Annotated in this window: 21 protein-coding genes; all 21 read left to right on the top strand. The window is 48.9% G+C overall.

All coding sequences use genetic code 11. From position 1 onward, the window contains the following. The first annotated feature begins 191 nt into the window (after positions 1-191). The 21 genes from rplM (at position 192) to BQ7364_RS06380 (ending at position 24563) form a co-directional block, all read left to right on the top strand. Positions 192-629 carry a 50S ribosomal protein L13 gene (rplM, locus tag BQ7364_RS06480; RefSeq protein ID WP_006059537.1) on the top strand — a complete coding sequence of 146 codons (438 nt, stop codon included), beginning with the start codon at positions 192-194 and terminating at the stop codon, positions 627-629. A gap of 15 nt (positions 630-644) precedes the next feature. After that, positions 645-1052 carry a 30S ribosomal protein S9 gene (rpsI, locus tag BQ7364_RS06475; protein ID WP_006059536.1) on the top strand — a complete coding sequence of 136 codons (408 nt, stop codon included), beginning with the start codon at positions 645-647 and terminating at the stop codon, positions 1050-1052. A gap of 413 nt (positions 1053-1465) precedes the next feature. Then, positions 1466-1636 carry a hypothetical protein gene (locus tag BQ7364_RS06470; protein WP_200798769.1) on the top strand — a complete coding sequence of 57 codons (171 nt, stop codon included), beginning with the start codon at positions 1466-1468 and terminating at the stop codon, positions 1634-1636. Positions 1637-1750: 114 nt separating this feature from the next. Continuing rightward, the gene (locus BQ7364_RS06465) at positions 1751-2572 is read left to right on the top strand and encodes a ParA family protein (RefSeq protein WP_072683946.1); all 822 of its coding nucleotides are present in this window, start codon (positions 1751-1753) and stop codon (positions 2570-2572) included. After that, positions 2529-3473: a ParB/RepB/Spo0J family partition protein gene (locus BQ7364_RS06460; protein ID WP_072683945.1), complete on the top strand. Its 945-nt coding sequence runs from the start codon at positions 2529-2531 to the stop codon at positions 3471-3473. Before BQ7364_RS06465 ends, BQ7364_RS06460 begins: the two co-directional genes overlap by 44 nt. Positions 3474-3648: 175 nt before the next feature. After that, complete coding sequence (locus tag BQ7364_RS06455; RefSeq protein ID WP_072683980.1) at positions 3649-7896, top strand: SpaA isopeptide-forming pilin-related protein; 4248 nt, start codon at positions 3649-3651, stop codon at positions 7894-7896. Between the two features lie 154 nt (positions 7897-8050). Continuing rightward, positions 8051-8284, top strand: a complete 234-nt coding sequence (locus BQ7364_RS06450) for a hypothetical protein (RefSeq protein WP_234973156.1) — start codon at positions 8051-8053, stop codon at positions 8282-8284. A 2-nt stretch (positions 8285-8286) separates the two neighbouring features. Further along, on the top strand, positions 8287-9072 hold the full coding sequence (locus BQ7364_RS06445) for a hypothetical protein (protein WP_234973155.1): 786 nt from the start codon (positions 8287-8289) through the stop codon (positions 9070-9072). A gap of 1 nt (position 9073) precedes the next feature. Then, positions 9074-9343 carry a hypothetical protein gene (locus tag BQ7364_RS06440; RefSeq protein WP_072683944.1) on the top strand — a complete coding sequence of 90 codons (270 nt, stop codon included), beginning with the start codon at positions 9074-9076 and terminating at the stop codon, positions 9341-9343. Beyond that, positions 9343-9741 carry a DUF7007 domain-containing protein gene (locus tag BQ7364_RS06435; protein WP_083538470.1) on the top strand — a complete coding sequence of 133 codons (399 nt, stop codon included), beginning with the start codon at positions 9343-9345 and terminating at the stop codon, positions 9739-9741. The genes BQ7364_RS06440 and BQ7364_RS06435 overlap by 1 nt, the downstream gene beginning before the upstream one ends. Beyond that, on the top strand, positions 9741-10694 hold the full coding sequence (locus tag BQ7364_RS06430) for a hypothetical protein (protein ID WP_072683942.1): 954 nt from the start codon (positions 9741-9743) through the stop codon (positions 10692-10694). The genes BQ7364_RS06435 and BQ7364_RS06430 overlap by 1 nt, the downstream gene beginning before the upstream one ends. Continuing rightward, entirely contained in the window at positions 10691-11236 is a 546-nt protein-coding gene (locus BQ7364_RS06425; RefSeq protein ID WP_072683941.1) for a hypothetical protein, read from the top strand. Before BQ7364_RS06430 ends, BQ7364_RS06425 begins: the two co-directional genes overlap by 4 nt. 871 nt (positions 11237-12107) lie before the next feature. Further along, positions 12108-12461 carry a TnpV protein gene (locus BQ7364_RS06415; RefSeq protein WP_072683939.1) on the top strand — a complete coding sequence of 118 codons (354 nt, stop codon included), beginning with the start codon at positions 12108-12110 and terminating at the stop codon, positions 12459-12461. 119 nt (positions 12462-12580) lie between these two features. Beyond that, positions 12581-19954, top strand: a complete 7374-nt coding sequence (locus tag BQ7364_RS06410) for an SNF2-related protein (protein WP_234973157.1) — start codon at positions 12581-12583, stop codon at positions 19952-19954. A 96-nt stretch (positions 19955-20050) separates the two neighbouring features. Next, positions 20051-20386, top strand: coding sequence for a DUF3848 domain-containing protein (locus BQ7364_RS06405; RefSeq protein WP_072683938.1), 336 nt, complete (start codon positions 20051-20053; stop codon positions 20384-20386). A 9-nt stretch (positions 20387-20395) separates the two neighbouring features. Beyond that, on the top strand, positions 20396-21355 hold the full coding sequence (locus tag BQ7364_RS06400) for a DUF3991 and TOPRIM domain-containing protein (protein WP_072683937.1): 960 nt from the start codon (positions 20396-20398) through the stop codon (positions 21353-21355). Positions 21356-21372: 17 nt separating this feature from the next. Then, positions 21373-22065, top strand: coding sequence for a hypothetical protein (locus tag BQ7364_RS06395; RefSeq protein WP_072683936.1), 693 nt, complete (start codon positions 21373-21375; stop codon positions 22063-22065). Between the two features lie 139 nt (positions 22066-22204). Beyond that, positions 22205-23611, top strand: a complete 1407-nt coding sequence (locus BQ7364_RS06390) for an ATP-binding protein (RefSeq protein WP_200798768.1) — start codon at positions 22205-22207, stop codon at positions 23609-23611. Positions 23612-23623: 12 nt separating this feature from the next. Further along, positions 23624-23797: a hypothetical protein gene (locus BQ7364_RS17935; protein ID WP_159432761.1), complete on the top strand. Its 174-nt coding sequence runs from the start codon at positions 23624-23626 to the stop codon at positions 23795-23797. Positions 23798-24022: 225 nt separating this feature from the next. Beyond that, complete coding sequence (locus BQ7364_RS06385) at positions 24023-24136, top strand: DUF3789 domain-containing protein (protein ID WP_139248579.1); 114 nt, start codon at positions 24023-24025, stop codon at positions 24134-24136. Next, positions 24129-24563, top strand: coding sequence for a plasmid mobilization protein (locus tag BQ7364_RS06380; protein WP_072683935.1), 435 nt, complete (start codon positions 24129-24131; stop codon positions 24561-24563). Before BQ7364_RS06385 ends, BQ7364_RS06380 begins: the two co-directional genes overlap by 8 nt. Positions 24564-24567: the final 4 nt, after the last annotated feature.

Raw genomic sequence — 24567 nt, 5'->3', positions numbered from 1 at the left:
CTTTTTCCGTTTTCGGGCAAAATGGCACACGGAGAGCTGTGGAAATCTTCCAAATAGGGAAAAGTATGAAAATAAACGGTAAAAAGGCTAAAAAACAGTTGACGAAAAGGAGCCGGGAGTTTAGAATAATACTCGGCAACTTATGCCAAATGTAGCCCCGGAAACTACACTTGGTTAGGAGGAATTAAATTATGCGCCAGACAACTATGGCAAAACCAAATGAAGTTGTACGTCAGTGGTACGTCGTTGACGGACAAGGATTAACACTGGGACGGCTTGCGAGCGAAGTCGCAACGGTTCTGCGTGGAAAGCACAAACCTACTTATACACCAAATGTTGACTGCGGTGATTATGTCATCGTGATCAATGCTGACAAGATCGAAATCACAGGCGATCAGGATAACAAGAAGAGCTACTTCAGCCATTCTATGCATCCAGGTGGACTGCGTGTCCGCACAACGCGCGTGATGCGGGAACAGTATACGGTTGAATGGGTCGAAAAGGCCATCAAAGGTATGCTTCCGCACACGAAGTTAGGCGATGTTATGCGCACGCATCTGTTCGTTTACACGGGCAGCGAGCATCCGCATCAGGCTCAGAAACCTGTTGAGCTGAAAATCAAGGGTTAGTAAGGAGAAAGACTAATGGCAGCGAAAAAGAAATCAAACGTAACGTATATCGGCACAGGCCGTCGTAAAACAGCTGTTGCCCGCGTCTTCATGACCCCGGGCACAGGTGCAATGAGCATCAATGGAAAGACTTTGGAGGAATACCTGCCGGAAGAAACTCTGCGCATGGTTGTCCGTTCCCCGTTGGAACTGACAGAAACTCTGGGTCAGTTTGACATCAAGATCAACGTCTGCGGCGGTGGATTCACCGGCCAGGCAGGCGCTATGCGTCACGGTATCGCACGGGCACTGTTGGAAGCTTCCAGCGATTACCGTCCGAAGCTGAAGGCTGCGGGTTTCCTGACTCGTGACAGCCGCGCTAAGGAACGGAAGAAGTACGGTCTCAAGGCAGCCCGTCGTGCGCCTCAGTTCAGCAAGAGATAACGAGACCCACAAACCCAATCAAAACACAACAAAAACCCCGGAAAATCACGGTTTTCCGGGGTTTTCTTATGCCCAAAAGTTCTGACTTGCTTTGTCTGTTTCTGTCCTGTTTTGACTCGTTCTGTACTGAAATTTTCATGTTAATGATAGGCTAACCGGGCATTTTTGCCCCATTTCTGTTAATGAAATGGCTAACTCAAGGCAAAATCAGGGGTGTTTTCGAGGTGATTTACCCTGCCCTTCTGTTGCTTAGTGAGGTGAAAAAAACAGCTTAATCTTCTTAATGAAAAGCAATTGATATGGAATCACACGATTTGTCCTAATCTGACATCGTTAAATATAGTTTGATAGCTTCATACATTTGCGATATGAATAACTTCAGATTATCATGTAAGAAAAAGGAGGGCCAAACGTTGAAGAAGCAAAAATTTTATCTTTATCTGAGCGATACCGAAACCAGCGTAATACTGCACAGCCTCATTAAGATGAAGAACGCCCTTATCCAAGATGGGCGTTACACCGACTGTATTGATGAGCTTATTCTAAAGCTCCATGAAGCCCCTGTGAAAAGGGTCAGTATCTAATTACATATTGATCGAGCCGCTTATTCGTAAAAGAGTAAGCGGCTTTTTTCATGCCCGTACATAGCCGTCCATTCGCCGTGGGCGGCTAAATCTATGTAAAGGAGGAACTCATCTATGGCGAAAACAAAGGTTATTGCCGTTGCCAATCAAAAGGGCGGCGTTGGGAAAAGCACCACCGTGTATAATCTCGGTGCCGGACTTGCGATGAACGGCAAAAAAGTCTTGCTTTTGGATGTTGACCCGCAGGGTGACCTAACCAAGATGCTGGGGCATCGAAAGCCGCATGATATGCCGCTGACCCTCGGTAATGTTATGAATGACATTGTGGCAGGTGTCAGCGGCACAGAGCATCCCGAGATCATGCACCATTACGAGGGCTTTGATTTTGTCCCCGGCAACCGCACATTGTCTGCTGTGGAGGTTGGGCTGGTCAATGCCATGTGCCGTGAAACGGTGTTAAAGCAGTATGTGGATCGTGTCAAAAAAGATTACGACTATGTGTTTCTGGATTGCCGCCCGTCTCTCGGTATGCTGGTAATCAACGCTTTGTCCGCAGCAGATTATGTGCTGATTCCCGTACAGGCAGATTACCTTGCCGCAGAGGACATGACAGAGCTGATCGGCACAGTGCAGAGCATCCAACGGCAGATTAATCCCAAGCTGAAGATCGGCGGGATCTTCTTGACTATGGCGAATGACACCAATTTCCGCAAAGATATTGTGAACTCGGTCAGGGAGAATTTCGGGAAACGTCTGCCCGTGATGCAGACCGTTATCCCTGCTACGGTGCGGCTTGCAGAGATCAGCACAGCAGACAAGAGTATTTTCAGGCACGAACCCAAAGGCCGTGCGGCGGAAACCTACCGCAATCTGGTAAAGGAGGTAATGGACATTGGCGAAAAACAGCGCAGCAAATCTACTGACCTCGGTAGATAGTCTATTCACCACCCAAGCAGAGCGCGATGAAGCAAAGCGGGAAACGGTTGTAAAGATACCCCTGGACGAAATCAGCGACTTTCCTAACCATCCGTTTAAGGTGCGTGAAGATGACAGCATGACGGAAATGGTGGAAAGCATCATGCTCCATGGTGTCCTTGTGCCGGGTCTTGTGCGCACCAAGCCGGACGGCGGCTATGAAATGGTAGCCGGTCACAGGCGCAAAATGGCAAGCCGCCTTGCTGGTAAAACGGATATGGATTGCATTGTCCGTGAGTTGACGGACGAGGAAGCCATTATCATCATGGTAGATTCCAACTTACAGCGCGAACAGCTTTTGCCGTCAGAGAAAGCGTTTGCTTATAAAATGAAGCTGGATGCCATGAAGCGTCAGGGACAGCGGACAGATTTAACTTCTGGCCCAGTGGGCCAAAAGTATTCGAGAGATGAACTTGCTGATAATTCTCCCGATAGTGCAAGACAAATCCAACGATTTATCCGCCTGACCTACCTTGTTCCCGAACTGCTTGAAATGGTGGACAACTCCGTTTTGCAGGAAAAGGGAAAATTACAGATTGCTTTGCGGCCTGCCGTGGAACTGTCCTACCTCCCCGAAGAAGAACAGCGCATTTTGCTTGATACTATGGAACTGGAGGATTGTACTCCGTCCCATGCACAGGCAATCAAGATGCGTCAGTTTTCCAAGGAGGGCAAGCTGACAGAGGAAGTCATCTGCTCCATTATGCAGGAAGAAAAACCGAACCAAAAGGAGCAATTTCGTATGCCCAAAGATCGCATCAACAGATTTTTTGCGCCGGGGACGCCCGCACAGAAGATCGAAGATACCATTGTCAAGGCGTTGGAGCTGTACCGTAAGCGACAGCGAGATATGGAACGATGAGCCGACTGACAAGGGGTAACTATACCCTTATGCCGGGTGTGACGACACCGGCTGTTCCCCCTCTCCACACCTCACCCCCTCAGAACTGCCTGTACTTTCCGAAAAAGAAGTACAGGTTTTGTTATTTCTATGGGTAAGACATTTCAACAAATCATTCAGAAAGGACAAAATGAATATGAAAATGAAAAAGTTCTTTACGAAGGCCGCAGCATTGTTCCTGTCTGCGGTCTGTGCATTATCCCTCCTGCCGGCAACTGCGTTTGCGGCAACAGGCGATGTAGGTACAGTAACATTTGCCTACACCTATGATGCAAACGGCAATACGATGTATTATAACTCCGGAGCTGAGATCAACGGCTATACTGCCGGTGGTGTCGGAAACCCCAAGTACCGAATGTATGTAGACGGCGACACGGCCTTTTGTATTCAGCCCGGTGTTCCGCTGCATACTGGCGACCAACTGACCGCCAATTCCTCTGAAACATGGAATGCTCTTTCAGGAAGTCAGAAAAAAGCCGTTGGTTTGGCATTGCTGTATGGCTACCAGGGCAATCGTGACGGCTTGACAGGCAGTGACGATGAAAAGTGGTTGGCAACGCAGACGCTGATCTGGGAGTTTGTAACTGGATGTCGTAATACTTCCGGTTCCTTTAGTCAGACGGATACTACTATATATTCTCTGCACTTTGGTTCAAATTACCCTAACAGTGGAGCTGCAGCAGCTTACGATCAGATCGTGTCCCTGCTTAGAAATCACAATACGGTTCCCAGCTTTATGAATGGATCAACGCAGGAATTCGAGTATAGCGATGGAAAATATGTAATGACACTGACCGACTCCAACAATGTGTTGTCCGAGTACAACATTTCCGTATCTGATAACAGCGTAAGCATTGCACAGTCCGGCAACACGCTGACCATTACCACTGACGATGTTATCTCTGATGGTGCTACCATCACAGCAACAAGAAATAATATCCCCGTTGTCAGTGAAAGTGCCAAGCTGATCGCTTATGGTGCTCCTGAATTGCAGGATGTGGTCACAGGTGTGGAAAATACTGACCCCGTAACCGCATATCTGAATGTGAAAACATCTACCGGTTCGTTGAAGATTGTTAAGACCTCCGAGGATGGCGTGGTGGACGGTGTATCTTTCCACATTACCGGCGATGGAATCGACCAGACCGTGCAGACGGCAAACGGTGGTGTAATTACCTTGGATGGCCTGCGCCCCGGCACATTCACTGTAACCGAAATGGTATCTGACCGTTATGAGCCGCAGAGCAGTCAGACTGTTACTGTGGTCAGCGGTCAGACTGCTACCGTGAATTTTGACAACATCCTGAAACGAGGTTCCTTGAAGGTCATTAAGAACTCCGAGGATGATTTGGTTGCCGGTGTGCAGTTTAAGCTCTCCGGTACTTCTCTGAGTGGACATGCTGTGGAACAGTTTGCCGAAACCGATGAAAATGGCGTGGCAATCTTTGAGAATGTGCTGATTTCCGGTGATACCCCTTATGTGGTTGAGGAAATCAACACAGGCAAGCAGTATGTGGTTCCCGACACACAGGAAACCGTTATTGAATGGAACACCGAATCGGAAGTAACATTCAATAACATCTTGAAGAAATGGCAGGTTGAAGTCTTTAAGGTCGATTATAACCTTTTCTATGACACAGCACTGGGAGATAGCGGTGCTGTCCCGATGCTGCTTTCTGCGGAATCTGATGCCCTTGTAGAAAAATATGGCTACCCTTATGGCGAAGCACAGGGCGACGCTACTCTTGCCGGTCACACCTACGGTGTGTTTGACGGTGAAACACTCATTGACACTTATGTGACCGATGAAAACGGCTATTTCATTACGGACTATTATCCCTGCGGCGATAACTGGAACATCCGTGAGATCTCCGCAGCGGAAAACGGCGGTTATCTTCTGTCCGATGAAATCTACTGGCTGAATGTAGGCTGTGAACAGTATTCTGTGGAACTGAACACTGAGCATCTGGATGTGACCGAGCGTGTTATCATTGGCAAACTCAGCATGATTAAACACGCAGATGACGGCTCCACACAGATCGAAACTCCGGAAGTCGGCGCAGAATTTGAGGTCTATCTGAAATCCTCCGGCAGCTATGAGGATGCCAAGGAAAGCGAAAGAGATTATCTTATCTGTGATGAAAACGGCTTCGCAGAAACAAAGTTCCTCCCTTACGGCACTTATGTAGTGCATCAGGTGTCCGGTAAGGAGGGTGCTGAGCTGCTCCCGGATTTTGAAGTGTTCATTTCCGAGGATGGACGCACCTACCATTATCTTGCCAACAATGCCGTATTTGAAAGCCGAATCAAAATCGTAAAAACCGATGCAGAAAGCGGAAATATCATCCCTTGTGCGAATGTAGGTTTTGAGCTTTATACCCCGGATGGCGAACAGATCACAATGACCTACACCTATCCGCAGGTCACTGAGGTTTCTACCTTCTACACCAATGACGAGGGTTTCCTGATTACTCCGGAGCCTCTGGAATACGGCAAGGGCTATTATCTTGTGGAGGTATCCGCCCCCGAAAATTATGTGCTTGACCCCACACCCGTCTATTTCGATGTGGTTCCCGATGACAGTACCGACGAGGAAGGCGTAAAGGTCATTGAAGTGCTGCGTCCCAATATGCCGCAGAAAGGCATTATCAAGATCAGCAAGACCGGCGAAGTATTCGCTACTGTGACGGAACAGGGCGGTGTGTACCAGCCTGTATATGAAATGCAGGGTCTGGCCGGTGCGGTCTATGATATTATTGCCGCCGAGGATATTTACAGCGGCGGTGTTCTCCGCTATGCCAAGGGCGAGGTCGTGGATACCGTTACCACGCTGGCAGACAAGCCGGTGGAATCCATCGAGCTGTATTTGGGTAAGTACACCATCGTGGAAACCAAGGCAAGCTATGGCACGGTGCTGAATACCGAGCCGAAAGATGTAGAACTGACCTATGCAGGACAGGAAGTGGAAATCACGGAAATCGCCGCAGATATGGTCAATGAACGCCAGAAAGCAATCGTAACGCTGACAAAGGATATGGAGCAGGATGACCTCTTTGGCATCGGCGGCAACGGAGAAATCTCTGCTGTGTCCTTTGGCTTGTATGCAAAGGATAAGCTGACCGCCGCTGACGGTACGGAAATTCCTGCCGGGGCATTGCTTGAAATTGCTACCTGTGCCGTGGACGGTAGCATCGTATTCACAACTGATATTCCTGTAGGTGCTTCCCTGTATATCAAGGAATATGCAACAGACGGTCACTACAAGCTGTCCGATACCGAATATCCCGTTATTTTTGAATACGCCGATCAGACTGTGGCACTTGTAGAAATCAAGGTCAACAATGGCGAAACAATCCACAATGAACTGAAATACGGCAGTATTCACGGACTGAAAAAGGACGAGGACGGCAACGCCCTTGCCGGTGCTGTGTTCGGTCTGTTTCTTTCCGGCACAGAAGAATTTACAGAAGCAAATGCTATCATGCTGGCTACCGCCGCAGAGGATGGAATCTTTGCTTTTGAGAAGATCCCCGTGGGCAGCTTTATTGTGAGAGAACTTGCAACCGGCAGTCCCGCCTATGTGTTGAACGAAACTCTGTTCCCGGTATCTGTAACCGAGGACGGTCAGATCATTGAAATCGAAGTGAAAAATGCTTTCGTCCGTGGCTCTGTTCAGCTTACAAAGGTGGATGCGGAATATCCCGACAACAAACTGACCGGTGCAGAATTTGAAATTTTCCGTGACACCAATGGCAATAAGGAGCTGGATGCCGATGACGAGAGCATGGGCATGATGACCGAAATTGAAACGGGCCTCTATGAAATGAGTAATCTCCGCTATGGCGGTTTCTTTGTAAAGGAACAGACTGCGCCGGATGGCTTCTGCCTGGACGAAAATGCTTACTACTTTGAGATCGCGGAGGACGGCGAAACTGTCACAGTGGAAAATGAAGCAGGCAAAGGCTTTATGAACCAGCCGAAGGTTGGCAGCATCAAGATCATCAAGACCTCCGCAGATGGAAAGGTGGAAGGTTTCTCCTTCCGTGTGACCGGCCCGAATGGTTATGACGAAGTGTTCGTAACCGATGCCAACGGCGAAATTCTTATTGAAAATCTCCGTATTGGCGATGGCTATATCATTTCCGAAGTGAATAATGAAGCCACTTCCGGCTATATCCTCCCGGCTGATAAAACGGCGGCTGTCTTTGAGGGATCTGTGACCAAAGTGGAGATGCACAACGAGCTGAAACCCGATAACCCCAAGACCGGTGACGCTTCTAACCTACCCTTGTGGCTGACTCTGATGGGCGTTTCCGCAGCCGGTATTGCAGGGCTTGGTATTCTCAGCTTCAAAAAATTCAAGAAAAAGGAGGACGCTGAATAATGGAACCTAAAACCATCGTCGCAATCGGATTGGTCGTTTTCATCGTTGCGGCACTGATTTTCCTCAGAATCAGAAGCAGCAAGAAGAAGTAATGACCGGGGCGGCTGAAATATGCCGCCCTTTTTACATACCCGAAGAAAGGAGCGTATGTAAAATGAGAGAACGATATGAAAAGCGATTGTTCCGCATCTTTGAAGAAGCAGGATATTCGCCCATCCGTATTCTGACCATCACACCGGAGGAAATGGTGGAAATACCCGGTATTACCGTCCCCAATATCCGTGCGGTGCTGTATGTGCAGAACAAAGTGCTTACAGATAAGCACAATATCCGCACCGGGCAGCGCATTAAGGAACTGCTTGAAAATGCTGAGGAAAGTGAGGTGTGAGCATGAACACGATTATCAGCAACAAAGTCCATCACTATTCTCTGTTACTGGAGCTGGACGATGAAATGAAAGACTGGTTTGAAAGTCAGTTGGATAAAGGAAAATATCTGCAGCATCTGATTATCGAGGACAGAGAACGGCAGAACTACCCGGAAACTGATGAAGTGCATATCCAGTCGGAACACAAGAGAACCGCAGGCGATTATACGATCATCCACGCTGTCCATGTGGGAGATCGAGAGGTCGTTGTAGGCGAAAATCCGGCAGGCGCACAGGATGAAAAGTATATGTGCGGCTTCTGCCAGCAGAATGAACTTTTTGCCCGGTATGAAGAAATCCTTTCCAGCGATGACTTCCCGGAGATCATGGGCATCTTTGGGAAGCGTGTGGCAGAACAGGCAGAAAAGACCCGTGTTGCCCTACTGACACCTAAGATACAGGGTATCCAGGATACGCCGCTGACCGCAGAACACTGTACCCTTATTTCCCATGACGATGATATTAACGACAAAATTGTTGTCATTAACCCGGATGTACTGCGCCGTGAGTACCGCAAGGCAACGCACCAAATCAAGCTGTGCGTGGGCGGCTTTGGTGCATCGCCCCACAGCCGTGGTTCGGCCTGCTACTGTGTAGATCTTTACACCGGAAAAACCAGCCGCTATGAGCGCAGGGAGGTTCTCGGCACTCTGACACGGGAGCAGCTACCCAAGTGGGCAGAATTAGGGCTTGTGCAGTATGAGCAGAATCACAATCAAAAACAGCCTAAGACAAAGGAGGAACGCTGATATGAGTGAGCGCAAAAATGCCAGCTATACCATTGTGCAGTCCTTAATGATTGGCGATGCTGAATTTGTCATCGGTCATAACCCTGCCGCCCCGGCACCCTATGTCACATGGGAGTGCAAGGACGGCAACAATTACTTTTGGGGTCATTATATGAATGAGCGCCGCCAAGCTGACCGTGACCTTTTGGAGAGAGCAAAAACAGAGCTTGATTTGCAAGACCGGCGCTTTGGCAGAACGCAGAAAAATAAGGATAAGGAGCGTGAGCGATAATGCAGCCTTTATTTTCTCCGTGGGGAGAAATTCAGCATTGTAGGGTGCTATATCCCCATGTTTTTTCTGTGGACACAGCCAGTCACGGCGGGATCATGGTCAATGCCAGAGTTGCAACCTCCATTTTCTCACGGGAGGCTCTGCAATGCGCTTTCCGTGAGGGCGGTTATTATTGTTTTGAAGAAGATTGCGCTGCCACCGTTGTTATCAGAGAGCTGATGGACAGAAATCTGTTCACAGCCCCGGTCAATGATTACTGGAAACCGGGTCAATACGAAAAGTGCATCAATGATAGTGTGCAACGATATTACCCGGCCTACTGGACTGCCAGAGAAAACGGGCAGACCATATCAGAAGTCCATACAAAACAAAAACAGATGAAGGAGCGTGAACGATAATGGAAATGACCATAAGACCCATGAACCCGCAGGAACGAAATTACAGCTATTCCCAAAGCCAGCAGCTTACCATGCAGACCGGTTGTATCGGACACCTCCGGGCAGACTTTGGCAGCAACGGCACAGGTTTCTTTTCATCGTGGGATGACCACCGGGCCGATCTGAAAAGCGATGCGTTCAAGGCAGAATTTGATGATGTTATCAACGCTCTGCGTGAGGATAACAGCTACGGCGGTATTTTGAAAAGCCGCCGTGATATGACTGCATATTGCTACGACCATCCCGCCAGTGGCTTTGAGGGAAACTACACCAAGGAATATGGCTTCCGTGTGGATACCGACCACTATTCCTATATGCTCCGCCTTAATCCCAACAAAGGCGACTATAATCTGTACTGCTATTGCTATCTGCGCCAATGGCTTGACCGCCATCTGAGCCATGCAGAAAAAGGTATCCGTTTCATCACTCCAGACTATAAAGAGCGTTTCCGTATCCCGGACGGTGATAAGGTGCGTATCACATTATCTACGGATGAAACGATGGACAGGGTGTGCCGATATATCGACGATTATCATGTGGAGGTTGGACAAAACCTTTACCATATCTGCGAATTTGCGGAGCGTATGCAGCAATGCGGCAATACGGTTATTCCTCTGCGTTCCTCCCTGCCGGAGCTGTGCTATTCCACCGTGCCGTCCACGGATGAGCTGATTATCATTAAGCGTGGCGAAACCGGCTATTACCGGTGCGAGTTTTCAACCGATGACAGAACATATAACCGGGAATTTGCAGATGACCGCAATGTAAAGCTGGGTGTCAGCAAGGCACAGGAGGAAGCTATGCTTGCAGGCTCCATGCACGGGTGGGATGTTCCTGCCGCCGACCCCAAAAACTACGATGATAAAGGCAATCCCCTCCGTCCGAAAAACCATGACAGGGGTGATGCCCGATGAACAGCGATAAACATATCATCTGGAGCAATTACGACCTCGACTATGAGAACTGGCGGGATGATCTGGAAGCAGAATACCCGGATATGTCCGAAGAAGAACGGATCTCCCTGATGTATGAAATCAATGGCAATTATCTGGATGATGAGCGTGCTAACCTGAGTATTCAGCTTTCACAGCCCATCCTGATGATTGCAGACATTGGCAGATGGGACGGACGGTATTCCGGATATGGCGAGATAAAAAGCGGCAAGATCAGCGATTGTCTGTATTCAGACCTTGATTATGCCACATGGTATGTGGATAAGCTGGGCGACCTGCGGTGTGATGCCATACATCACGATGGCACAAATCATTACCTCTATCGGGTATATAAGCCCGGTATTCGTGAATCACAGATAGACCTACTGAAAGAAAAACTGTATGAGGGTAAGGCTACCCGTGCAGACATTACAAGGATTACCCGTAGACTTGGCGATGAGATTGCCAAAGTTTACGGGTTTTCTATTCCAAAGCAGCGGCAAACCGCTGAAATTTCAAGATAAGGAGGATGTAACCGGATGGCGAGAAAATATGAAATCATAACGGAGCTGTACCGCAGAACACAGGCAAGCGTGACAGCTCCCATGGCATGGCAGGATTTTCTTACCTCTGCCTGCCGCAATTTCCGTCTTTCCTTTGACGAGCAGCTATTGGTCTATGCCCAGCGCCCGGACGCAACCGCTGTCCTGACGATTGAAGGGCCGAATGGATGGAATAAGCGTTTTGGGCGTTGGGTCAACCGAGGGGCAACCGGCATTGCCGTGTTTGATGGCGAACATAACAGACGCTCCCGGCTGAAATACTACTTTGACATATCGGATACTCACCCCAGCCGCTTTGCAAGACCTGTTCCTATTTGGGCGATGCAGCCGGAATATGAAACAGAGGTTATCGAAACTCTGGAAAACAGCTTTGGAGAACTGTCTGAAAAGCAGGACTTGGCATCGGCACTGCTCTCTGCGGCAAAAAATGCCGTAGAGGACAACATGACCGATTACCTTGCAGAACTGCATTATTACAAGGAAAACAGCTTTTTGGAGGAACTGGATGAGCTGAATGTGGAAGTGGCATACCGTAATGCCCTGCAAAACAGTATCGGCTATATGCTTCTCTCCCGATGCGGCATTGACCCCGGCGAATACTTTACGGACGATGATTTTCGATGTGTACTGGATTTCAATACGCCGCAGACCCTTAATGCGCTTGGTACTGCCACCGGGGATATTTCTCAAATGTGTCTGTCAGCAATCTCCCGTACTGTTATGACATTGCAAAGGCAGGACAGAAACCAAAATCGCACATTTGCAGTTGTCCCCGAAAATGAGTATCCTGTTAGCAGAACAGAAACAACACAGCCGGAAAGGAGCATAGAATATGCAGAATATCACATACACGATGCAGGGAGATTACAACCTGCCCAACCTACTGCCTCCGCAGGAGCCGGAGGTTCACCTTGGGAAGTACGCATTGATGCGCCGCAAATTTCTCAAGCAGCACCGCAGGATCACCTACACCAATCTGCTGACATCGGGCAATCTGAACAGCCACTTGATGGAGATCGAACAGACAGCGAAAATACGGATGGAGCAGATTATCAGTCGGACGGCGAAGAGCGAGGGCGTGACGGAGGAACTGAAAGCCGCCGACCCGATGCTCTGGACGGGACTGATGAACAGCATCCGGCAGTCAGCGGAGGAAACAGTGCTGCAGGAGCTGATTTACAGCTAAGTGAAGAACACGAAGAAGCGGACAGCGCAGAGCTGCCCGCTTTTTTGGATGAGAAACTGATTGCCGCTATCATCGCCAATAAGGATGATGACCTTAAATACAAAAAACAGCAAATTGAAATGTTCTTTACGGTTCATCCCGAACTGGAAGAACGGGTGGCATATATCAAATCTGCGTATCAGGACAGATACACGGAGCTTATTGTTGACGGTGTTCGCGTTGGATATAAGCCGCAGGAGGACGGACTGCTTATGTGGGAGGGCGCATACCTTTCCCGCAAGAGTGAGTCCGTTTTTTCATGGGGTATCGTTGCGGAACTGACCGCAGGTATGATCGACAAAAAGGAATACTTTGTCAATACGCAGATCACGCCGCCTAAAAATGTGGATAGTCAGCAGATGTCCCTCTTTGATATTGCAGGCTTTGACGCACCGGTAAACGATGACGAGCCGCAAATGACATTCTTTTCTGCACCTACCCTGCCCCAGCAGGTCATTGATACCGCACTATGCCTGGGCGGAAATGAAATTGATAGCTTAGAGCGCATCTATGCTTATTTCTCCAAAGATTATCCGTTGGAGAAAAATGCCGCCTTTCTGCAAAAGGAATACAGGCGTGACGGCAAAGGTTTTTTCGTAGGTGACAGACCCTATGCTATGTGGTTCGACGAAAACGGCTTGCGTGTTTCTCACGGCAGAAGTGCCACGGGAAGAATCGCTACTGTGCTTTTGTGGGAGGATGTTGCAAAGCGCATCCGGGAACTTCTGGATATGGGGCGTTATGTGCCGCAGACGGTCATAGACCGATATGATGAGGTGGAGAAAAAGGCTCTTTCTGAGAGTATGCTGTACCTTGTAGGCGACTTTACAGAGGAAGCCCGTGAAGCCAGTTATATGGTGACTGTACGAGGTGTGTATGACACACGGGGCGGCTACCCGGACATGACGGCGCAGCTATCCAAGATGCTGTCAGACAAAGAGACTGTTGCACAAATTCTTGCGGAACTGGACACTTTTGCGACTGCTCTTTCGGAGAACCGGGAGCTGCTTCGCTTTCGCTATCACAGATGCAGTGAGATCAAGGAAAAACTGGAAGGCTTGTTGCGTGAAGTGGTTGTATTTCCTGCGCCGGAGCCTGCCGAGCCTGTACCATCACAGTTCATTACTGAAGATGAAATCGACAAGCTGCTGATTGGCGGAGGAAATGTTCAGCATAGTAAATTTCGTATTTATGCCTATTATCGTGAGGGACATACTCCGAAAGAACGAGCCAGCTTTCTGAAAGACGAATACGGCTGGGGCGGCACCGGCAGGATGGGCTTCAACGAAAATCACGACGGCAAAGGCATTTCCTATTCCCGTGAGGACAGACATTTTAAGCCCTATGACAAGATCCTGCTTCCATGGAACAAGGTTGAGAAACGCATCTCCGAGCTGATACGCCAAGGCAGATACCTGACCGAAAAGGAATTGGCATATATCCCGACTTACGAAAAGGAACAGCTTGCTATCAGCATTTACCACTTTTTCACCCGTGTGCCGCAGGAAATGCCGCACCCATATCCCTATGGGTTTGACTATTATGATGCAATCAAAATCATTCAGCCGCAGTTGGATGATCCGGCAAAGGTGGAAGCCATCTATCAGATGATGCTCCCGATATGGGAAACTACCACGCAGGATGACCGGGACTACAATCTTTGCCAAAAGGGCATTGAATATATTACTGCCTACCGCAACGGCACATTCTCGCTGTTTGGGGAAAAGAAAGAACCCCGTCCGTTGGTAGCAGAAACGGCTGCTCCTGTAGAACCAACACAGCCAACCTTTAAGGATGAGGTTATTCGTCATCTGGACGAAGCCGGTTATGCGGTAACAGAGGAAATGCTGGATACAAGCATAGCCGAGTATGGTTCCGGCCCCGCTAAGAATACAGCCGATTTCATCATCGCAAAGAAACTCATTGATGAATACTGTATGGAAGTCTTTGAACAGGGTGCGGATTATACCGATCTGTATCATGTGGATCTGGCGTTCAGCTCCACAGCAGACAGTATGCACAATGTTGAGATTTTTGCCGACCTTATGCGGTATCGTCTGGTGTACCAGGTGGACGGCGAAACTGTCCATGAAATTGCCTGCGACAGCATGGGGAACTTGCATGAATATCTTGCAAACCTTGACTTTGATGTGATGGTGGCGCTGGCAGACGAAGCATATCAGCAAAACAACGCTGACAGGGACTTCCTTGACGATGTTGACCCTGCTGCTATCCGTCAGAAACTTGCCCAGCGTGGTATTGTGGACGGTCAGGTGGTGGATGAAGAAGCCTTAAACAGTGACCCGTTTATACGGCAGGTCATGGCAGATGCCGAAGCTGCGCAGGAAGAACCATCCGCACTGATTGTTGCCCAGTATCGCTCTGACAATGAGCATATCGTTATCCAGCAGTATCCCAACGGTCAGTATTACAATCGCTACGGCTATGATGAGCAGACCGGCGATGCCGCATCCACCGCAGGCGGTTTTGCCACTCTGGAAGAAGCAGAAAACACCCTCCGTTCCCATCGCCCTGCGGCGGTAAAGGAGGAACCGGCACTCGCACCGCCTGTAAAACTTGCCCCTCCCAAGCCAAAGCGTGAGCGCATCGTGTTTACAACCCTTCACCCGGAAATCTCAAAGGAGCAGCGGCATGATTATATCATTGATGACCCGGAGTTGGGCTACGGCACAGCCAGCGAGAAATACGCCGCCAATGTAGCGGCTATTCGCTGTTTGAAGCGTATCGAGGAAGAAAACCGACTTGCCACACCCGAAGAACAGGAAATCTTATCCCGCTATGTAGGCTGGGGCGGTCTTGCCGATTGCTTTGATGACCGTCATGCCAAGTACCAGGAACTGAAATCCTTACTGACCGAAGAAGAATATGCCGCCGCCAGAGCAAGCTCCCTTACAGCCTTTTATACCTCCCCAATCGTTATCCGGGCGATGTATCAGGCATTGTCACAAATGGGCTTTCGACAGGGCAATATTCTGGAGCCGTCCTGCGGCGTCGGTAACTTCATCGGTATGCTCCCGGACAGAATGGCAGGCAGCCAAGTCTATGGTGTGGAACTGGACTCCATCTCTGGGCGCATTGCCCAGCAGCTTTATCAAAACAGCTCCATTGCCGTAACCGGTTTTGAAAAGGTGCAGATGCCAGACAGCTTTTTTGATGTGGCAATCGGCAATGTGCCGTTTGGCGACTTTAAGGTGCTGGACAAGAAATACGACAAATACCATTGGCTGATACACGATTACTTTTTCGGAAAGGCATTGGATAAGGTCAGACCGGGCGGTATTGTGGCATTTATCACTTCCAAGGGAACGATGGACAAGGAAAACTCTGCTGTCCGCAAGTACCTTGCACAGAGAGCAGACCTGATCGGAGCAATCCGTCTGCCCAATGATGCGTTCAAGCGAAATGCAGGCACAGAGGTCACAAGCGATATTCTGTTCCTGCAGAAGCGTGACCGCATAACGGATATTGAGCCGGATTGGGTGCATCTGGATACAGATGAAAACGGTATCCGTATGAACAGCTATTATGTGCAGAATCAAGAAATGGTGCTGGGCGAAATGGTCATGGAAAGCACACGATTTGGCATGGACAGTACCTGCAAGCCTTACGAAAATGCAGACTTGTCCGATATGCTTGCCGAAGCAGTGCAGACCCTCCACGCACAGATCACGGAATATGAAGCAGAGGAACTGGACGAGGAAGATCATTCCATCCCAGCCGACCCGGATGTACGGAATTTCAGTTATACCATTTCAGACGGCAAGGTGTATTTCCGTGAAAACAGCCGTATGTACCCGGTGGAAGTGTCCGTCACAGCAGAAAATCGCATCCGTGGCATGATCGCCCTGCGAGAATGTGTCCGTAAGCTGATCGACCTCCAGACCGAGGGATACCCGGATGAGGACATTCTGAAAGAGCAGGCACAGCTTAATACCCTGTATGACGAGTACACTACAAAATACGGGCTGATATGCAGCCGTGGCAACAGCCTTGCGTTCAGCGATGACTCCAGCTATTACCTCCTGTGTTCTTTGGAGGTGCTGGACGAAGAAGGTAACTTCAAGCGCAAGGCGGATATGTTTACCAAACGCACCATCCGTCCCCATGAGGCTGTAACAAGCGTTGATACTGCCAGTGAAGCTCTTGCCGTATCCATTGCGGAAAAGGCACGGGTGGATATGGAATATATGTCTGCGCTGTCCGGTAAAACCCCGGAGGAACTGGAAACAGAACTTGCAGGTGTTATCTACCGGGATATTCGCTGTGCAGAAGATGCCGCAGATATTTCCCCGGCCCATACAGACCTTGAACGCTATCCCTTTGTGACGGCTGACGAATATCTTTCCGGCAATGTGCGCCGAAAGCTGCGTATGGCAAAAGCCTTGCAGATGGCATTACCATCCGAAAAGAAAGATACCGTCAGCAGCTATGTATCGGCTCTGGAAGCCGTACAGCCCGTGGATCTGACTGCCGGTGAGATCGGTGTGCGTATCGGTGTGAACTGGATACCCACCGAAATTTACGAGAAATTCATGTATGAGCTGTTCGGCACGGGCGGCTATGCCAAGAGCAAAATCAAGATCCTCCATTCCAAGGCAACCGGCGAATGGAACATTACCAATAAAAGCTCTGACAGCGGCAATGTCCGTACCTTCAGCACCTATGGCACCAAGCGTATCAATGCGTATCACATTCTGGAGCAGACACTGAACCAAAAGGATGTGCGTATCTTTGATACCGTTTATGATGAACATGGCAATGAGCAGCGTGTCCTCAATAAGAAGGAAACCGCTATCGCACAGGACAGGCAGGAACTTATCAAATCCAAGTTTGCTGAATGGCTGTGGAAAGATATTGACCGCCGTGAGCTTTTGTGCCGTATCTACAACGAAACCTTTAACTCCATCCGTCCCCGTGAATTTGACGGTCAGCATATCCGTTTTTACGGTATGAACCCGGAAATTCAGCTAAGACCCCATCAAATCAACGCCATCGCCCACATCATGTATGGCGGTAATACGCTGCTTGCCCACGAAGTGGGTGCCGGCAAGACCTTCGAGATGGTTGCGGCAGCGATGGAAAGCAAACGGCTGGGGCTATGCACCAAGTCGCTGATCGTGGTTCCCAACCATATCACGGAGCAATGGGCGGCTGAATGGCTCCAGCTTTACCCCTCAGCCAATATCCTTGTGGCGACCAAGAAGGATTTTGAAACCCGTAACCGCAAAAAATTCTGCGGCAGGATCGCCACCGGCGACTACGATGCTATCATCATCGGTCACAGCCAGTTTGAAAAGATCCCCATGTCCAGAGAACGGCAGGAGATCATTCTGCAGCGTCAGATTGATGACATCATGTTCGGTATCCAGGAAGCCAAACGAGCCAAGGCCGAGCGTTACACCATCAAGCAGCTTGAACGGACGAAGAAATCACTGGAAACCCGCATTGCCAAGCTGAACGACCAAAGCCGCAAGGACGATGTTGTGACCTTTGAGCAGTTGGGTGTTGACCGCATTTTTGTGGATGAAAGCCATTATTTTAAGAACCTCTTTTTGGCGACAAAAATGCGGAATGTGGGCGGCATTGCACAGACCGAAGCGCAGAAATCCTCCGACCTTTTTATGAAATGTCAGTATCTTGACGAGATCACCGGAGGGCGTGGTGTAGTGTTTGCCACCGGCACACCGATCTCCAACAGCATGGTGGAGCTATACACCATCCAGCGTTACTTGCAGTACAGCACCCTTGCGGATATGGATATGCTGCACTTTGATGATTGGGCGGCAAACTACGGTGAAACCATTACCGCCATCGAACTGTCACCGGAGGGCAGCGGCTACCGCAGCAAGACGAGGTTCGCCAAGTTTTACAATCTGCCGGAGCTGATGTCCACCTTCAAAATGGTGGCTGATATTCAGACCGCCGATATGCTTCATCTGCCTGTTCCCAAAGCAAATTTCCACACAGAGGTCATAAAACCCTCTGAAATACAGCAGGAAATGATTAAGGGACTGGCAGAGCGAGCTGAAGCCATCCGTGCAGGCGGTGTTGACCCGCACATCGACAATATGCTCCGCATTACCAACGACGGCAGAAAGCTGGCATTGGATATGCGTCTTATCAATCCGCTTGCCGCTGACGATGAAAACGGCAAGGTATCTGTATGCGCCCGGAATGTCTTTGATATTTGGGAGCGTACCAAGGAACAGCGCAGCGCACAGATGGTGTTCTGTGACCTTTCCACACCGAAGGGCGACGGCTCCTTTAATGTCTATGACGATCTGAAAAAGAAACTCATGGCAAAGGGTGTGCCGGAGGAAGAAATTGCCTTTATTCACGATGCCAACACCGAAGCACGGAAAAAGGAACTGTTTGCCAAGGTGCGCTCCGGGCAGGTGCGTGTCCTGATTGGCAGTACGCAGAAGATGGGCGCAGGCACCAACTGCCAAGACCGCCTCATTGCCCTGCATGACCTGGACTGCCCGTGGCGACCTTCCGACCTTGCCCAGCGTTTGGGCCGTATTGTCCGACAGGGCAACCAAAACCCGGAGGTTGAGATCTACCGTTATGTGACGGAAAACACCTTTGATGCCTACCTTTATCAGCTTGTAGAAAACAAGCAGAAATTCATCGCACAGATCATGACCAGCAAAGCTCCGGTAAGAGCTGCGGAGGATGTGGACGAAACCGCCCTCAGTTACTCCGAAATCAAGGCCCTTGCCACCGGCAATCCGCTGATTATTGAAAAGTGCAATCTGGATATGGAGGTGGCAAAGCTGAATATGCTCAAAGCCAATCACCTGAACCAAAGGTATGCGTTGGAGGAATTGGTGCTGCGTAAGTACCCCGAAACCATACAGCGGCTCACAGAGCGTATCGCAGGCTATGAAAAGGATATAGCCGTCGCTGCAGAACACCCAAAACCGACAGAGGGATTTGTGGGTATGGAAATACTCGGCACCTTCTACGAGGATAAGGAAGCCGCAGGCAAAGCGATCATCGACGCCTGCACCACCATGACCGGCTCCGATGCTGTCTTTTTAGGACAGTACCGGGGCTTTTCTACTGTCCTTGCCTATGACGGTGCCAGCAATGAGTACCGCATGACCATGAAGGGAACCCTGTCCCACACCACTGTGCTGGGCGCTGATATTTTCGGTAACATTACCCGTATGGATAATGTCATTGACGGCCTGCAGGGGAAATTGGATGTTGCCCGTGAAGAACTGACCGAAACACAGACTCAGCTTGAAAATGCCCGGACAGAAATGAACACCCCGTTTTCCAAAGAAGCAGAGCTAAATGCCAAATCTGCACGGCTGAAAGAGCTGAACATCCTGTTGAACATGGATCAGAAAGACAGGTCGCTGCTGGATGATGTACCGGAGGAAGATGCACCGGAGAAAACAAAAACACGGGATTATGAAAGATAATCCCTGCGGCACGGGAAAACGTGCCGTTTTACATAGCCGAGAGGTTTTCACTACGAAGATCTCCCGGCTAATTTTTTTGCAAAGGAGTGAACCCCAATGAGTAATGAACTGAATACCCGGCTTTATGAAAAGATGGAAGCCGAACAACAGCAGTACCACGAGTGGTTGCTGACCCAGCCTCCCAATGAGATCCTAAACCACACCTATGAGTACACCATGCGGCAGGATATTCTCACAGCGATGGAGGAAATGCACTTGACAGAAAAACAGGCACGGGCGCTGCTGAAATCTCCCTGTCCACTTGCAGATGTATATAAGTATTTCCGCAATCAGGAGCATGGACACATGGAGCAGATACGAAATGCCGTTGAATGTCGTGCCAATAAGGTCATGCGTGAGGAATTTATTGCATCCAGACGGGCAGAAAGGTAGGTGCTGCTTATGCCGTATATTTCCCCGGAGGTGGTAGCCAAGGCAAGAGAAATGGACTTGCTGACCTATCTGCGAAACTATGAACCCCATGAGCTGGTGCATTTTGGCGGCAACACCTATTGTACCCGTGAGCATGACAGCTTGAAGATTTCCAATGGTAAATGGTATTGGTTCTCCCGTGGTATCGGCGGCTATACGGCGTTGGACTATCTCATTAAGGTCAAAGAACTGCCGTTTATGGAAGCGGTGGAAACCATCATGGGACGGTCAGCGGTACTTCCTCCCGTAGCGGTAAACACCCCCAAAAAAGAGAAACCCAAGGCTGTACTACTGCCGCAGGCAAGCCGCTGTGCCACCCATGCGGCAAATTACCTTATTCGCCGTGGCATCGATCCTGAGCTGATCGAATACTGCTTTTCTACCGGGCGGCTGTACGAAAGCTATCCTCATCATAATGTTGTATTCGTGGGCCTTGATAAGTACAACAAGCCACGGTATGCGAATCTGCGTGGTATTGGCTCCGATTTCAAAGGCGAAGCCAACGGCAGCGATAAGCGGTTTTCTTTCAGTATTCCGGCAAAGGACAGTGACACGGTGCATTTGTTTGAAAGTGCCATTGATCTGTTATCCTATGCCACCATCCGCAAACAGGAAGGTATGGTGTGGAACGGCGACCACCTTGTATCCCTTGCCGGTGTATATAAGCCCAAGGAGAATATCGAAGAAACAGCCCTCCCGCTGGCCTTGAAACAGTATCTTTCTGATCATTCGGAGATTAAACGGGTATGTCTGCGCCTGGACAAAGATGCCACCGGCAAGCTGGCAGCAAGTACGCTGAAAGCTCTGCTGCAGGATCGGTATGAGGTTAGCGTGTACCCTCCACCCATCGGCAAGGACTATAACGATTGCCTGTGCTACCGGCTGGGCATTCCCATCACAAGTGTAAAACCCAAAGTAAAAGAACGATAATTAAAGGAGTATGTGCAATGAAGAATTATGAAGTGACCCTTATGGCGACCTCATATAAAAAGGTCGAGATCTGCGCCGACAATGAACGTGCGGCGGAGGGGCTGGCTGCCCGTATGTACCATCAGACGGATATGCTCAATTTCACAAATGAAGATGTGGATGAGCTGGCAGTACAGGCCACGGAACTGGAAACGCCGGTGGATAAGCTGGCCATGTCAGCCAAGGACAGAATGTATATGTCCCTGCTTCGTTTCTGCATGGAGCAGACGGCAGAGTTTGATGAAGAAGAAATCCGTGAGATGCTGGATGAATTATATTGGGACAGCGGCTTTGATCCCCTGCTTTACTGGCAGTTTGTTCCTATCTGTGGCTTTGAGGTGGACGGCACCGAGGAAATGTCCCACACCTACCGTCATAACCGTCTGTTTGGTATGAATGGCTACCGGCTGGACAGCTCCGTGGAAAAAGGCACGGCGGCTATGAGTACCGTAACTGAAAGCTACGAATTGTGGTTGCTTGAAGATATGAGCCTTGCCGTGACCTTCTGCTGTCAGATGACAGTTGCAGACAGGGATGGCAAATATTATGAAACCGCTGAATATCGTTATCCCGTAACCGGTAGCTACGCAGCGCTGACCGGTGATTTTTATGTGGAGCATTTTTTGGAATCTGTATCTGAACAGATTTATATGTCACGGAACATGGACTAAATAACTACTGTTTTCTGATAACGATCCTGACGATTGGTAAGGTGTGTTCTGAAAAAATCCTGCTCCTATCAACAAAATTACAGATTATACTTGAAATTATTATAATTTCGGGTATAATATAGATAAAGAAAGTGAGGCGATGCAAGTGAAGCATTTTGTTGACCGGGAGCAGGAAATGGAAACCCTGCAAAACGAATACGAAAGAGACGGAAGTGCTTTAGTTGTTCTATATGGACGACGGAGAGTTGGAAAGACTACACTGATCTCAGAGTTTATTAAGGATAAGAACGCTCTGTTCTTCCTTGCCAGCGAGGAAGCCGAAACCCAAAACCGAATTGCATTTAAAGAAAAGGTTGCGGAATTTATTAACAGTGATCTCCTTCGGAGTGCGGATGTTAAGAGCTGGGATGTGCTTTTTAAGTCTATCATGGATACGCCATTTGAGAGCAAACCGGTAATCGTGTTGGATGAGTTTCAGTATTTAGGCAAGAGCAATCCTGCTTTCCCGTCAATCTTCCAGAGAATTTGGGAGGAAATATTAAAGGACAAATCCGTTATGGTAATCCTCTGCGGATCTCTGATCTCTATGATGGAGTCCCAGACACTTGCGTATGGCAGTCCTTTATATGGCAGACGGACAGCACAAATTCGGCTAAAACAAATTCCGTTCGGTTATTATCACAAGTTTTTCCCGAATAAGACTCGCAGAGAACTTATTGAAATGTATTCTGTCACCGGTGGTGTACCGAAGTATATTGAACTGTTCTCTGAAAGCAAAGACATTTACAGTGCTATTCAAAAATGTGTACTGAATCGGTCCGGGTATCTATATGACGAACCCCATTTCTTGCTTCAGCAGGAAGTTACTGAGGTAGGTAGTTATTTCTCTATCATTAAGGCAATTGCTGCAGGAAACAGTAAATTATCTGCCATCTCAGCCGTTCTGGAAATCAAGGCTACCAGTCTGACCAAGTACCTGAAAACGCTCATAGATCTGGATATATTGGAACGCGAAGTCCCGATTACGGAAGATAATCCGGAAAAGAGCAAGAAAGGACTTTATAAGATCAAAGACAATTACCTGCGGTTTTGGTTTGCTTTCGTGTACCCGAATATGAGCTTTATTGAGAGTGGCCACAGCCGCATTGTGATGAACAAGATCAAAAAAAGTCTTGTGATAAACCATATTGCATTTGTATATGAGGATGTCTGCAAAGAACGGATGTGGGAACTGAATGCCGATAATGCTTGGCCCTTCAACTTCACCAAGATAGGCCGGTATTGGGATGCAAAGACGGAAATTGATATTGCAGCACTTGATCCGGAAGGAAAGAATCTGATTCTCGGTGAATGTAAATACTGGCAGGAGCCGGTAGGAGTAAGCGTACTTCGGGATCTGGAAGCAAAGACCGATTCTGTCACATGGGAACGAAACAACAGAAAAGTTTGGTATGTGTTATTCAGTGCATCGGGCTTTTCAGACGAACTCACCGCACTGGCAGCAACCAGAGATGATGTTCTTCTCTGCGATGAACAGAATGTGTAAAGGATGTAGAAGATGAAACAAAAGACACAGTATACCATTGAGATGGATGCAAAACTGTCTGCAAAGGTATGGAAAGTCCTGACGGAGAATTTTGAAATTACCGTCTTGGAACGCCAACATTCATTAGATGGTCAGGAACTTAATATAAGCATCCGTCTTGATGGTGAGAAATCCGGCGAAGATTAAATCCCATGAATAATTTCATATTGTTATATTACAGAGCAGCTTGTAGAAATACAGGCTGCTTTTTTTCTGCCCAAATGTGATTTGTTTTCGGCTGGTATCAAAAAATGTTCGACCCAAGGGAGAACGATATGCACTATACCAGCAAGCATCGCCTTTTGGGGACAAAAGGCAGCTTGTTAGGGGCAGACCCCCTAAAACCCCTCAAATGAAAGGATGGATTACACCATGTACGAAGCATCGTTTTTTGTGATCGGTCTTATCATCGGCGGCATGGCCGGTGTGCTGACCATGTGCGTCATTCAGATCAACCGTAACGAAAAGGAGGATACCCATGAGTAAACGAAACATTGAAATCAAAGTGCGTTTGAACCGTAAGGAAATGGAGGTGTTGGATAAGCGTGTGAAGAAAAGCCGCCTTTCCAGAGAAAGCTATCTCCGCCACCTCATTAACGGCAGCGTTCCCCGTGAAGCACCACCGCCGGACTATTATGATATGATGCGCGAACTGTACCGTATCGGCAACAGTCTGAACCAAGTGGCACAGAAAGCCCATACGCTGAATGTCATTGATGTGCAGCGTTACGATGCCGGAGTAAAGCTCTTTGAGGATGCGGTAAAGAAAATCACCGATGCGGTGGTATCGCCGCAGCCTATGAGCAACATGGTGACCCCACAAAGCCAAAAGGCTTTGCGGGGAGAGGAACGCCCACGGAGCGATGAGCCTTTTGCCGTTGGCGGCAAAAGCGACAAGCGCAGTGCGGTGTGACGAA

The sequence above is a fragment of the Holdemania sp. Marseille-P2844 genome, from assembly GCF_900120005.1.
GTDB lineage: Bacteria > Bacillota_I > Bacilli_A > Erysipelotrichales > Erysipelotrichaceae > Holdemania.
Note: the sequence above shows the minus strand (reverse complement) of the source record. Positions and strands in the feature narration are given on the sequence as shown.

Excerpts from the sequence above, each read along its gene's own strand:
- BQ7364_RS06390 (WP_200798768.1), top strand. The coding sequence starts at position 22,205 with ATGCAAGTGAAGCATTTTGTTGACCGGGAGCAGGAAATGGAAACCCTG.
- BQ7364_RS06440 (WP_072683944.1), top strand. The coding sequence starts at position 9,074 with ATGAGTGAGCGCAAAAATGCCAGCTATACCATTGTGCAGTCCTTAATG.
- BQ7364_RS06455 (WP_072683980.1), top strand. The coding sequence starts at position 3,649 with ATGAAAATGAAAAAGTTCTTTACGAAGGCCGCAGCATTGTTCCTGTCT.
- BQ7364_RS06465 (WP_072683946.1), top strand. The coding sequence starts at position 1,751 with ATGGCGAAAACAAAGGTTATTGCCGTTGCCAATCAAAAGGGCGGCGTT.
- BQ7364_RS06415 (WP_072683939.1), top strand. The coding sequence starts at position 12,108 with ATGCAGAATATCACATACACGATGCAGGGAGATTACAACCTGCCCAAC.
- BQ7364_RS06450 (WP_234973156.1), top strand. The coding sequence starts at position 8,051 with ATGAGAGAACGATATGAAAAGCGATTGTTCCGCATCTTTGAAGAAGCA.
- BQ7364_RS06435 (WP_083538470.1), top strand. The coding sequence starts at position 9,343 with ATGCAGCCTTTATTTTCTCCGTGGGGAGAAATTCAGCATTGTAGGGTG.
- BQ7364_RS06380 (WP_072683935.1), top strand. The coding sequence starts at position 24,129 with ATGAGTAAACGAAACATTGAAATCAAAGTGCGTTTGAACCGTAAGGAA.
- BQ7364_RS06385 (WP_139248579.1), top strand. The coding sequence starts at position 24,023 with ATGTACGAAGCATCGTTTTTTGTGATCGGTCTTATCATCGGCGGCATG.
- BQ7364_RS06410 (WP_234973157.1), top strand. The coding sequence starts at position 12,581 with ATGTTCTTTACGGTTCATCCCGAACTGGAAGAACGGGTGGCATATATC.
- BQ7364_RS06445 (WP_234973155.1), top strand. The coding sequence starts at position 8,287 with ATGAACACGATTATCAGCAACAAAGTCCATCACTATTCTCTGTTACTG.
- BQ7364_RS06395 (WP_072683936.1), top strand. The coding sequence starts at position 21,373 with ATGAAGAATTATGAAGTGACCCTTATGGCGACCTCATATAAAAAGGTC.
- BQ7364_RS06405 (WP_072683938.1), top strand. The coding sequence starts at position 20,051 with ATGAGTAATGAACTGAATACCCGGCTTTATGAAAAGATGGAAGCCGAA.
- BQ7364_RS06430 (WP_072683942.1), top strand. The coding sequence starts at position 9,741 with ATGGAAATGACCATAAGACCCATGAACCCGCAGGAACGAAATTACAGC.
- BQ7364_RS06400 (WP_072683937.1), top strand. The coding sequence starts at position 20,396 with ATGCCGTATATTTCCCCGGAGGTGGTAGCCAAGGCAAGAGAAATGGAC.
- BQ7364_RS17935 (WP_159432761.1), top strand. The coding sequence starts at position 23,624 with ATGAAACAAAAGACACAGTATACCATTGAGATGGATGCAAAACTGTCT.
- rplM (WP_006059537.1), top strand. The coding sequence starts at position 192 with ATGCGCCAGACAACTATGGCAAAACCAAATGAAGTTGTACGTCAGTGG.
- rpsI (WP_006059536.1), top strand. The coding sequence starts at position 645 with ATGGCAGCGAAAAAGAAATCAAACGTAACGTATATCGGCACAGGCCGT.
- BQ7364_RS06425 (WP_072683941.1), top strand. The coding sequence starts at position 10,691 with ATGAACAGCGATAAACATATCATCTGGAGCAATTACGACCTCGACTAT.